Raw genomic sequence first — 12,070 nt, forward strand, 5'->3', positions numbered from 1 at the left:
GTCGGCCATGCTGTCCAGCCCGAAAAGTATAGCGACCGACCGGATGGCCGGGCGGGGGCTCGGGTGTGGCGCCCCATCGGGGCGTGGCCGGGCGCGTCGAACTACCCTCGTTGTCATGTCGTTATCGCAGGACCCGTCCGCTGGGTCAGCCGTCGACGGCGGGCCACCGGCGGAGTCGGGTCCGGCGGCGTCGTTCGGTGTGCTCAGCGTTGTGGCCGGGTGTATCGCCGCGGTGGTCGCGGCCATAGTGGTGGGGTTGTCGGCGGCGCATGCGCTCAGTTTGCTCGGGATACCCGATCCGGGTGCGCTGACAACATATGGGTTGCCTGCGCTGCGCGCGGTGGCCGATCTGGCCGCCGCGGTGACGGTCGGGTCGCTGTTGTTCGCGGCGTTCCTGCTGCCTCCGCGTGACGGCGGATTGCTCGAGGCGGGCGGGTATCGCGCGGTGCGGCGGGCCTCGGACGCCGCGCTGGTGTGGGCCGCGAGTGCGGCGCTGCTGGTGCCGTTGACGGTGTCGGACACGACCGGACAGCCGGTGAGCGCCATTTGGCGACCCGAAGTGTTGTGGCCGGTGATCACCCAGGTCGAGGTGGCTGGCGCCTGGCGCACGACGGTGCTGTTGGCGCTGATCGTGGCGATCGGCTGCCGGTGTGTGCTGCGCTGGGGCTGGACGCCGGTGCTGCTGGCGGGCGCCTTGGCGACCATGATGCCACTGGCGTTGACGGGGCATTCTTCCTCCGGTGGCTCCCACGATGTGGCGACCAATTCGCTGATCCTGCACATGGTGTCGGCCTCGGTCTGGGTGGGCGGGCTTGTCGCGGTGCTGGCGCACGCCATGCGCGGCGGCGCGAACACCGATATCGCCGCTCGGCGGTTCTCGGTGGCCGCGACCATCTCGATCGTGGTGATCGGCATCAGCGGCGTGATCAACGCCTGGGTGCGGGTGCCCGTGTCGGACCTGTTCACCACCACCTACGGCAGGCTGGTGCTCGCCAAAGCGGCCGCGCTGTTGGTGCTCGGTGCCATCGGCTATCTGCAGCGACGGGCCTCACTGCCCGCGTTGGCGGCCGACCCGCGCGACCGCGGTGCGCTGATCCGCTTCGCCGGCGTGGAGATGTTGATCTTCGCGGCCACCATCGGCCTGGCTGTCGGCCTCGGGCGCACCCCGCCACCGCCGCCGACCACGGTGCCGACGCCGGTCGAAGTGGAGCTGGGCTACACCCTCGCGGGGCCGCCCACGGTGAGCCGTTTGCTGTTCGACTGGCGTTTCGACCTGATCTTCGGAACCCTGGCGATCGTGCTCGCCGCGCTCTACCTGCTCGGTGTCTACCGCCTGCGCAGGCGTGGCGATGCCTGGCCGGTCGGTCGCACCATCGCCTGGTGCAGCGGCTGTCTGGTGCTGTTGCTCGCTACGTCGTCGGGGGTCGGGCGCTATTCACCGGCCATGTTCAGCGTGCACATGGGCGCGCACATGGCGTTGTCGATGCTGGCACCGATTCTGCTCGCCCTCGGTGGCGCGGTGACCCTGGCCTTGCGTGCGCTCCCGCCCGCCGGACGTGGGGGAGTGCCCGGCCCGCGCGAGTGGATTCTGGCGGCCGTGCACAACCCGGTCTCGCGGTTTCTCACCCAGCCCGTGGTGGCGTCGCTGATCTTCGTCGCCGGGTTCTACGCGCTGTACCTGGGCGGGATCTTCGACACCTATGTCGACTCGCACGCCGCCCACCTGATGATGAACGCGCACTTCCTGCTCAGCGGCTACCTGTTCTACTGGGTGGTGATCGGCATCGATCCCAAACCGCGCGAGGTGGCGCCGCTGACCAAGCTCGCGATGGTGTTCGGCACGCTGCCGTTCCACGCGTTCTTCGGCATCGCGCTGATGAGCATGACGACCGTGCTGGGCGACTGGTTCTATCGCACCCTCGACCTCGGCTGGAACATCGACCTACTCGCCGATCAACGCAACGGCGGCAGTTTCGCCTGGGCCAGCGGTGAGGTGCCGTTGGTCGTGGTGATGCTCGCCCTGCTGATCCAGTGGTCACGCAGCGACACCAAGCTGGCCAAGCGCACCGACCGGGCCGCCGACCGCGACAATGACGCCGACCTGACCGCCGTCAACGCGATGTACGCGGAGCTGGCGCGGCGTGACGGCGAGGTCCGCCGGTGAGCGGATTCGGCGTGCCGTCGAGCGAATCGACCGAGCGGGCCGAGCCGGTGCGGGTGCTGCGCGCCGATGTGCGGGCGGCGCGGCGGCGGCTGGCAGGCCGGGTGCGCAAGACGCCGGTGTTCCACACGACTGTGGACGGTCCGAACGGGCCGGTGCCGGTCTCGCTGAAAATGGAATTCCTGCAGCACGGCGGCACATTCACGGTCCGTGGCGCGCTCAATGCCCTGCTGACCACCGATAGTGGCGCCGACCACGTGGTCGTCGCCTCGGCGGGCAATGTGGGGATCGCGGTCGCGTTGGCCGCCGCGCAGCTGGGCAAGGAATGCACGATCGTGGTGCCGGAGTCCGCGCCGCACACCAAGGTGGCCGCGATGTGGGCGCACGGTGCCGAAGTGCTGTGGCACGGGACGACCTACGCAGAGGCGCAACGGCGGGCCCTCACCCTGGCCGCCGAGCGCGGCGCCGACCATCTGCACGCCTATGACATGCCTGCCGTGGTGGCGGGCGCCGGGGTCATCGGGCTCGAGCTCGAAGAACAGGTGCGCGGCAGACCGCCGGTGCTGGCCGCGGTCGGCGGCGGTGGGCTGATCGCGGGCCTCGGCGCGGCGCTGGGCAAGCGCAGGGAGATCGTCGGCATCGAATCCGAGCACATCCCGGTGCTCTCCGCCGCGCTGCGGGCGGGCGCGCCGGTCGATATCGACGTGTCCTCGCGGGCCACCGAGCTGCTGTGCGCGACCAGGGTCGGCGACATCGCCTTCGAGATCGCCCAGCGGCATCAGATGCCCGCTCTCGCGGTCGCCGACGACGCGGTCGCCGCTGCCCGCGCGTATCTCTGGCGCGAATTCCGCGTGGTGGTCGAGCTCGAGGGCGCCGCCGCACTGGCCGCCGTGCAGAGCGGTGTGTACACGCCGGAGCGCGGCGTACGGCCGATCGTGGTCCTGTGCGGGGCGAATACCGAACTCCCCGTGCTCTGACTCGGTAGGTATCCACAACCTCCCGATTCATCCACAGATTCACTCAGCGCCTCCCACCCGCCCCTTCGCCGAGCCATCCTTGGGTGGTCAAAGCGACAACGGTGGATTCGAACGGGGGCGTCTTCCATGTATGAGACACACACGACGGTGGTCGATCGTTGCACCGCGGCGATCCGGTGATCGCCTACGGCCAACTGCGCACGCACGAGTATCGCGGCAAAGACGGCACCGAGCGGCGGGATCTGGAGATGCGCGCGGTCGCGGTCGGGCCCGATCTTGCGCGCTGCCACGCGAGCTTCGTTCGCCGGTCCGAGGGCATGCGATCGCTGCCGCACACGGCGGTGCGGAATATCTCCGACCCCCGCGGCGCTGCCATACCGAAGGCCGACGACGCTGCCACCGGGTATGCGTCGACCGAAGCCGTTGCCGTAACCTCTACGACCGTGGCGGATCCTGTCCCCGCGCGATCGCCGGACGTGGTGTCGAGCACCAACGGTGTCGAGCAGGTCGACGCATGAGGGTCGTTTCCGCGGCACTCGTCCCTTCCGCATCCCGTCCCATTTTCCCCCACCGATAGGCTTCCGCGTATGGCTGAGTTCATTTATCAGATGATCAAGGTGCGCAAAGCGCACGGCGACAAAGTCATCCTCGACGACGTGTACTTGAACTTCCTTCCCGGCGCCAAGATCGGTGTCGTTGGTCCCAACGGCGCGGGTAAATCCAGCGTGCTGAAGATCATGGCGGGACTGGACCGGCCGAACAACGGTGAGGCGTTCCTCGGTTCGGGTGCCACGGTCGGCATCCTCATGCAGGAACCGCACCTGAACGAGGAGAAGACCGTCCGCGGCAACGTGGAGGAGGGCCTCGGCGAGGTTAAGGTCAAGCTGGATCGGTTCAACGAGATCGCCGAACTGATGGCCACCGACTACTCCGATGAGCTCATGGACGAGATGGGCAAGCTCCAGGAGTTCCTCGACCACGCCGATGCCTGGGATGTCGACTCCCAGCTCGAGCAGGCCATGGACGCACTGCGCTGCCCGCCGCCGGACGAGCCGGTCACCAACCTCTCCGGTGGTGAGCGTCGCCGCGTCGCACTGTGCAAGTTGCTGCTGAGCAAGCCCGACCTGCTGCTGCTCGACGAACCGACCAACCACCTCGACGCCGAGAGTGTGCTCTGGCTCGAGAAGCACCTCGCCGACTACCCGGGCGCCGTGCTGGCCGTCACCCACGACCGGTACTTCCTCGACAATGTCGCCGAGTGGATCCTCGAGCTCGACCGTGGCCGCGCCTACCCCTACGAGGGCAACTACTCCACCTACTTGGAGAAGAAGTCGCAACGCCTCGAGGTCCAGGGCAAGAAGGACCAGAAGCTGCAGAAGCGCCTCAAGGACGAACTGGCCTGGGTGCGGTCCGGCGCCAAGGCCCGCCAGGCCAAGAACAAGGCTCGACTGGGTCGCTACGAGGAGATGGCGGCCGAGGCCGAGCAGCACCGCAAGTTGGACTTCGAGGAGATCCAGATCCCCGCGGGTCCGCGACTGGGTGACATCGTGGTCAACGTCTCGCACCTGGACAAGGGCTACGGCGATCGTCAGCTCATCAAGGATCTGTCGTTCACGCTGCCGCGCAACGGCATCGTCGGCGTCATCGGACCCAACGGTGTCGGTAAGACGACGCTGTTCAAGACCATCGTCGGTCTCGAATCGGCCGACAGCGGTGAGGTGAAGGTCGGCGAGACGGTCAAGCTGAGCTATGTCGACCAGAACCGCGCGGGCATCGACCCGAAGAAGAACGTCTGGCAGGTCGTCTCCGAAGGCTTGGACTTCATCCAGGTCGGCAACCAGGAGATGCCCTCGCGCGCCTACGTCAGCGCGTTCGGCTTCAAGGGCCCGGATCAGCAGAAGCCGGCCGGGGTGCTCTCCGGTGGTGAGCGCAACCGCCTGAACCTGGCACTGACCCTCAAGCAGGGCGGCAACCTGATCCTGCTCGACGAACCGACCAACGACCTCGACGTCGAAACCCTCGGTTCGCTCGAGAACGCGCTCGAGCAGTTCCCCGGCTGCGCCGTCGTGATCTCGCACGACCGGTGGTTCCTCGACCGCACCTGCACCCACATCCTGGCGTGGGAGGGCGACGACGACAACGACGCCAAGTGGTTCTGGTTCGAGGGCAACTTCGAGGCCTACGAGGCGAACAAGGTCGAGCGTCTCGGCGCCGAAGCCGCTCGCCCGCACCGTGTTACGCACCGCAAGCTGACGCGCGACTGATACGCGCGGCCCGTGCGACGGCCCGGTGGAACGATCTGTGAACGGTCGCTCTGCCGGGCCGTCGGCGTTGTGCCGATCGCTGCCCCCTCGCGTTCATCCAGCGTTGTGCAAGTTACCGGCGCGGCAAGCCCGAATTCCCTGAGCGTGTTCGAGTAGCCGGAGCTAGTCTCGAAAATGCGTCACCCGCGTTGCGAAATCGAAGCGAACCACAATCCATGGGAGTGGGCTAAACGATGACGGTCTCGTCGGAAATCTCGAGCGCGGCGTGGGCCGCGGGAATGCCGCAGAGCTTGCGCGGCGATCTCGCGACTCTCGAGGAGGCGTATTTCCGACACGTCGATGCCGGAGACCTGGACTTCCCGATCCCCGGAATCACTCAGATCTTCCGGCACCACATGGAATTGGCCGCCGTTCGCCTGCCGGGCAACGCCAAGGTCCGGGTGCACCACCCCGACGACGGGACCGGGATGGGCGCGGCGGTCCAGGTGGTCACCGACGACATGCCGCTGCTGGTGGAGTCGCTCACCGCGGCGCTGGGCCGGATGCAGGTGAGTGTCTCCGAGGTGATCCACCCGATCTTCGAGGTCACCCGCGACGAGAGCGGCCACCTCGCCGGCGCCGCGGCGCACGAGGTGGACCGCCACGGCGCGACCGGGCTCACCGAATCGTGGATGCACCTGCAGCTGCACCCCTCGACGAGTCGGGCCCAGCTCGATCACATCGAACGCACCGTGCCCGCGGTGATCGCCGACGTCCGTCAGGTGATCGACGACACCGAGGCCATGGCCTCGGTGCAGAGCTCGCTCGCCGATGAGCTCGACCGATCCGCCGCCGCGGGCGCCACACCGTTCCCCGGGGTCGAGGTGTCCGACTGCGCCCAGTTGCTGCGCTGGCTGGCCGACGGCAACTTCACCCTGCTCGGTTACGGGCGCTACCGCCGTGGTGTCGAGAACGGCCACACCGTGTCGACGGCGGTGCCCGGCGCGAGCCTCGGCGTCCTTCGCCCCGATGTCGGCACCGACTTCCAGGTGCCGATCAACGGCGAAGACCGTCCGCTGCTGATGCTCACCCAGGGTCTGGTGCGCGCGACCGTGCACCGCTCGGTGTACCCGTACTTCGTCGGCGTCGCCGATGTCGACGAGGTGGGCGCGGTGTTGGGTGTGCACCTGTTCATCGGGGTGTTCACCGTGAGCGCGGTGCACGAGAACGTGCTCGACATCCCGGTCATCAATCGCCGGGTGCGTACCGCGATCGAGGCCGCCGGGTTCGACAAGGACTCGTTCTCCGGGCAGGCGATGCTCGAGGTGATCGAGTCGTTCCCGCGCACCGAACTGTTCTCCGCCGACATCGAGACCATGCGACGTACCGCCGTCGCGGTGCTCGGCGTCGGCTTGCGCAGGCAGGTCCGGCTTTTCCTGCGCTGTGACGGCTACGGCCGCTTCGTGGCCTGCATGGTGTATCTGCCGCGTGATCGCTACACCACCGCGGTCCGCCTGCACATGCAGGACATCCTGGTCGCCGAGCTCGGCGGTGTCGATATCGACTACTCGGCACGGGTGAGCGAAAGTGAGCTCGCCAGTGTGTATTTCACGGTGATGCTGCCGGCCGAGGCCGCCGGGGGGACCGCCCCCGACACCTCCGAGGACAACCGCCTGCGGCTGCAGGCCTTGCTCAACGCGGCCAGCCACACCTGGGACGACCGGATCGACGATGCGGTCGCCTCCTCCACCGTGCTCGACCCCGCTGTGGTCACCCGGTATTCGGCCGCATTGCCCGAAAGCTACAAGGAGGACTTCGCGCCCGCCCGCGCGCTGGCCGACATGGTGCGCCTCGAGCGACTCACCGAGGGCGGCATCGGCCAGTACCTGTACCGCAGGCCAGAAGCGGCGCCCGGATCGTGGCGGTTCAGCCTCTACATCGCCGGTTCCGGTGTCTCGCTGAGTCAGGTGCTCCCGGTGCTACAGAGCCTGGGCGTCGAGGTGGTCGACGAACGGCCCTACCAGCTCGAACGCGAAGGTGGCACCGAGCGCTGGATCTACGATTTCGGGCTGCAGGCCCGCCCCGAACTGCTGCGCAACGCGCTCGGCGGCGACCTCGACGCCGCACTGCTCGAAGCGCCGAGCCAGGTCGACGCCCTGCGTACTCGGTTCACCGACGCCTTCGAAGCAGTCTGGTACGACCGTGCCGAAGCTGACGGTCTCAACGAACTCGTGTTGCGCGCCGGGCTGCCGTGGCGGTCGGTGGCGATTCTGCGTGCCTACGCGAAATACCTGCAGCAGGCCGGATTCCCGTACTCCCAGGTCAATATCGCTCGCGTGCTGCTGGCTCATCCTGAGGTCGCGCGGGACTTCGTCGATCTGTTCGCCGCCCGATTCGATCCGGCCACCGTCTCCGCCGAGGCCGCCGCCGAACTCGAGGCGCGGGTGCGGGCCGGGATCGACGAGGTGGTCAGCATGGATGCCGACCGCATCCTGCGCGCCATCCTCGGCCTGATCAAGGCCACGCTGCGAACCAACAACTACGTCCTCGATGCCGACGGCCGCCCGCGCGACTACCTGGCGCTGAAGGTCGAGCCGCGCGAGATCGCCGAATTGCCCAAGCCGCGGCCGAAATTCGAGATCTTCGTGTACTCGCCCCGTGTCGAGGGCGTGCACCTGCGGTTCGGGTCGGTGGCCCGTGGCGGGCTGCGCTGGTCGGACCGGCTCGAGGACTTCCGCACCGAGATCCTGGGGCTGGTCAAGGCACAGGCGGTGAAGAACGCCGTGATCGTGCCGGTCGGCGCCAAGGGTGGCTTCGTGGTGAAGCGCCCGCCCGCGCCGGTCGGTGACGCGGCCGTCGACCGTCAGGCGAGCATTACCGAGGGCGTCGCGTGCTATCGCACCTTCATCTCCGGGCTGCTCGACGTCACCGACAATGTCGACCTGGCCACCGGCGCGGTGCTGCCGCCCGATCGGGTGGTGCGCCGCGACGGCGACGACACCTACCTGGTGGTCGCTGCCGACAAGGGCACCGCCAGCTTCTCCGATATCGCCAACGAGGTGGCCCTGAGCTACGGCTTCTGGCTCGGCGACGCCTTCGCCTCCGGCGGCTCGGCAGGATATGACCACAAGGCGATGGGCATCACCGCCAAGGGTGCGTGGGAAGCGGTCAAACGCCATTTCCGCGAGATGGACATCGACACCCAGAGCCAGGAATTCACCGTTGTCGGCGTCGGCGATATGAGCGGTGACGTGTTCGGCAACGGCATGCTGCTCTCCCCGCACATCCGGCTGGTCGCCGCGTTCGACCACCGCCACATCTTCCTCGACCCGAACCCCGACGCCGCGAGTTCCTTCGCCGAACGCGAGCGGTTGTTCGCGCTGCCGCGTTCCTCGTGGGCCGACTACGACCGGACCTTGATCAGCGAGGGTGGCGGCGTGTTCGAGCGGACCGTCAAGTCGGTGCCGCTCTCGCCGCAGGCCAGGATCGCGCTCGGGCTGCCCGACTCGGTACAGGCGCTCTCGCCGCCGGAGCTGGTGCGGGCGATCCTGCTCGCGCCGGTGCAGTTGCTGTGGAACGGCGGCATCGGCACCTATGTGAAGGCGAGTACCGAATCCAATGCCGAGGTGGGCGACAAGTCCAACGACGCGGTGCGGGTCGACGGAAATCAGTTGCGGGTCAAGGTGATCGGTGAGGGTGGCAACCTGGGCGCCACCGCGCTCGGCCGGATCGAGTTCTGCCGCAACGGCGGCAAGATGAACACCGACGCACTGGACAATTCCGCCGGCGTCGACTGCTCCGACCATGAGGTCAATATCAAGGTTCTGCTCGACGGCGTGGTCAGCGCGGGTGGGCTCGCGCCCGCCGACCGCAATCCGCTGCTGGCTTCGATGACCGATGAAGTCGCCCGAATGGTGTTGCAGGACAACGTCGATCAGAACGCCTTGATCGGCATCGCCCGCACCGACGCACCCCACATGCTCACGGTGCACGGCCGTGTCATCGCCCACCTCGAACAGCGCCGCGGCCTGGATCGCGAGCTCGAAGCGCTGCCCTCACCCGCCGAGCTGACCCGCCGCGCCGAGGAGGGCGCCGGACTCGCCTCGCCCGAACTGGCCAATCTGCTCGCGCACGTGAAGCTCGGGCTCAAAGCCGACCTGCTCGACACCGATCTGCCCGACAGCACCTTTTTCGCGACGAAGCTGCCGCTGTATTTCCCGACACCGCTGCGCGAACAGTTCGGTGCGGCGATCAAGAAGCACCGGCTGCGCCGCGAGATCGTCACCACGATGATCGTCAACGAGGTCGTCGACTACGGCGGCATCACCTACGCCCACCGGCTCAACGAAGAGGTCGGCGCCACCACCTCCGACACGGTGCGCGCGTTCGCCGCCGTCACCGAGATCTTCGGGCTCCATGACGTGTGGTCGCGCATCCGGAGCTCCGATGCTCCCGCCGCGGTCTGTGACCTGCTGGAACTGGAATCCAAGCGGACCCTGGACCGAGCATCGCGATGGCTGCTGACCAACCGTCCGCAGCCGGTCGCGGTCGGTGCCGAGATCAACCGGTATCACCGCCGGGTGCAGGAGCTGGCGCCGCAGGTGCCGGGCTGGTTGCGCGGGCATCACGTCACCTCGCTCACCCAGAGCGCGGCCGAGCTGATCGCTCGCGGTGCGCCGACCGACCTGGCCACCGAGGTATTCGGGCTGCTCGGACTGTTCCCGCTGCTGGATATCGTCGACATCGCCGATATCACCGATCGCGACGGCGCCGAGGTGGGCGGGCTGTACTACGCGCTCAACGAGCACCTCAAGATCGACTGGCTGCTCGAGGCCGTGAGCCACCTCGAACGTGGCGACCGCTGGCACGCGTTGGCCCGGCTCGCCCTGCGCGACGACATGTACGGTTCGCTGCGTTCGCTCACCCTCGATGTGCTCTCCGGGGGTGACCCGGAGGAAACGGCCGACGAGAAAATTGCATACTGGGAGTCGAAGAACCAGTCCCGGCTGGGCCGTGCGCGCGCGGCACTGTCGGAATTGTTCGAGTCCGGGACCCACGACCTCGCCACACTGTCGGTCGCCGCGCGACAGGTGCGGAGCATGGTGAGCGGGGTGGGCGCCCAATCGGAGGTACCACGGTGACGAGTTCGCCGAACGGCAACACCGCCACGCCCACACCAGAGCTGGTGTTGCCGCAGCGTTTTCACGCGAAGGTCGAGATCCGCTGGTCGGACATGGACGTGTTCCAGCACGTCAACCATGCCCGGATGGTGACGCTGCTCGAAGAGGCGCGAATTCCGTGGTTGTTCGACGACGACAAGCCGACGGCGTCGATGGGGCGGCAGGGCTGTGTGCTGGTCGACCTGCACGTGAAGTACCGGGGGCAGTTGCGGCACGAGGACACCCCGCTCGACATCGCCATGTGGATCAAGCAGTTGCGGGCGGTCGATTTCACCATCGGCTACGAGGTGCGTGCCAACGGTGCGGCCCCCGATTCGCCGCCCGCGGTCATCGCGACCACCCAGCTCGCCGCGTTCGACATCGATACGCAGCGGCTGCGCAGGCTCGGCGAGTCCGAACGCGACTACCTGGCGCTGTGGCGGGCCTGATTTCGTGAGCCCTGAACAACGGGTGCTGCACACGCCCGACCCGGCCGAGCGTGAGAACCTGGCCACTTTCCTCAGCCGTGCCATCCGCCTCGACCCGGCCGCTGTCGTCCGGTTGCGGCGGCGCGGGTCCAGTCTTGTCTCTGCTTGGGTGGCAACAGGATTCGAGACCCTCGCGGTGCGCACGATCACCGCTGAGCTCGGCGTCGACGATGTCACTGTCGGTGCGGACATGGTCCTTGCCGGGCTGGGTACGGGGCACCCGGTGGACCTCGGCTATTCGATGGACTCCGCCTGGCGCGGGGCGCTGCCCCCTACCGACGGCTTCACGCACGTCGACGACGTTCCGGCGCGGACCCTGGTCGAGCTGGCCGAACGCGGCGCGGATGTGGCGCGCGAGCACGGTGGTCCCAAAGGGCCACCGGCCTCCCTGCTCGACCAGTCGGTCCTGACTGTCACCGGCCCCGGCGATATCGAGGTTCAGGTGCCGATGCGCGTGGTCTTCGCGCTCACCGCGATGGATTTCATTCCGCATGCGGGGGAGAAGACCGAGTCACGTCGGATCCAGCCGTCGGAGCTGGTGCGGGTTCGGGCGACGCGGACCTGGCTGCGGTTGGATGCGCGGTACGGGTCGGTGGCTCGGCGGTTGGGTGGCGGGATTCCGTTGTCGCCCAGCTGAATTGGGTGGGCCGCGGACCTGCAGTGAACGGTGGGGTCAGTGCACGCCGAGGAGTCGCAGCACCGCGGTCGTGGTTGCCGCGGCCAGCACGGTGACGAGCAGAGGGGCCCGCCGCCAGGCGAGCACCCCGCCGACCGCGACGCCGGCGGGGAGGGCGATACCCAGGTGGCCGGAGCCGGTAGGCAATGTCGCCGTCGCGACGAGCGCCGCGAGCAGGATCAGGGCACCGGTATCGAGTAGGTGAATCGCCCTTGGAGACAACCGCAGTCGGTGTCGCATCGCCGGGCCGGTCCATCGGAGGGCGTAGGTTCCGACTGCCAGGGCCAGCATGGCGGGCAGCAGATAGGGCGCGTTCATGCGACCACCGAGGCTTCTGTTCGCGTTTGGTGGAGGGGCGAGGGTGTC

At 68.0% G+C, this 12,070-nt stretch carries 8 protein-coding genes; 7 read left to right on the forward strand and 1 reads right to left on the reverse strand.

Annotation, left to right across the window (positions count from 1 at the left end):
• Window positions 1–115 precede the first annotated feature (115 nt).
• The 7 genes from ACLJPD_RS23405 (at window position 116) to ACLJPD_RS23435 (ending at window position 11,665) form a co-directional block, all read left to right on the forward strand.
• The gene (locus ACLJPD_RS23405; protein WP_410874902.1) at window positions 116–2,164 is read left to right on the forward strand and encodes a cytochrome c oxidase assembly protein; all 2,049 of its coding nucleotides are present in this window, start codon (window positions 116–118) and stop codon (window positions 2,162–2,164) included.
• Window positions 2,161–3,138, forward strand: a complete 978-nt coding sequence (locus ACLJPD_RS23410; RefSeq protein WP_410874903.1) for a serine/threonine dehydratase — start codon at window positions 2,161–2,163, stop codon at window positions 3,136–3,138. The genes ACLJPD_RS23405 and ACLJPD_RS23410 overlap by 4 nt, the downstream gene beginning before the upstream one ends.
• Before the next feature lie 158 nt (window positions 3,139–3,296).
• Entirely contained in the window at window positions 3,297–3,656 is a 360-nt protein-coding gene (locus ACLJPD_RS23415) for a hypothetical protein (RefSeq protein ID WP_410874904.1), read from the forward strand.
• Between the two features lie 69 nt (window positions 3,657–3,725).
• A complete protein-coding gene (gene ettA, locus ACLJPD_RS23420; RefSeq protein ID WP_410874905.1) occupies window positions 3,726–5,402 on the forward strand; it encodes an energy-dependent translational throttle protein EttA in 1,677 nt (558 codons plus the stop codon).
• 233 nt (window positions 5,403–5,635) lie between these two features.
• Window positions 5,636–10,522 carry an NAD-glutamate dehydrogenase gene (locus ACLJPD_RS23425; protein WP_410874906.1) on the forward strand — a complete coding sequence of 1,629 codons (4,887 nt, stop codon included), beginning with the start codon at window positions 5,636–5,638 and terminating at the stop codon, window positions 10,520–10,522.
• Entirely contained in the window at window positions 10,519–10,989 is a 471-nt protein-coding gene (locus ACLJPD_RS23430; protein ID WP_410874907.1) for an acyl-CoA thioesterase, read from the forward strand. The genes ACLJPD_RS23425 and ACLJPD_RS23430 overlap by 4 nt, the downstream gene beginning before the upstream one ends.
• A 4-nt stretch (window positions 10,990–10,993) precedes the next feature.
• Window positions 10,994–11,665, forward strand: a complete 672-nt coding sequence (locus tag ACLJPD_RS23435; RefSeq protein ID WP_410874909.1) for a hypothetical protein — start codon at window positions 10,994–10,996, stop codon at window positions 11,663–11,665.
• A gap of 36 nt (window positions 11,666–11,701) precedes the next feature.
• Here ACLJPD_RS23435 and ACLJPD_RS23440 read toward each other — a convergent pair whose 3' ends face one another.
• Window positions 11,702–12,022, reverse strand: a complete 321-nt coding sequence (locus ACLJPD_RS23440) for an AzlD domain-containing protein (RefSeq protein WP_410874910.1) — start codon at window positions 12,020–12,022, stop codon at window positions 11,702–11,704.
• Between the last annotated feature and the right edge of the window lie 48 nt (window positions 12,023–12,070).

This window comes from Nocardia sp. A7 (assembly GCF_046549215.1).
Lineage (GTDB): Bacteria > Actinomycetota > Actinomycetes > Mycobacteriales > Mycobacteriaceae > Nocardia.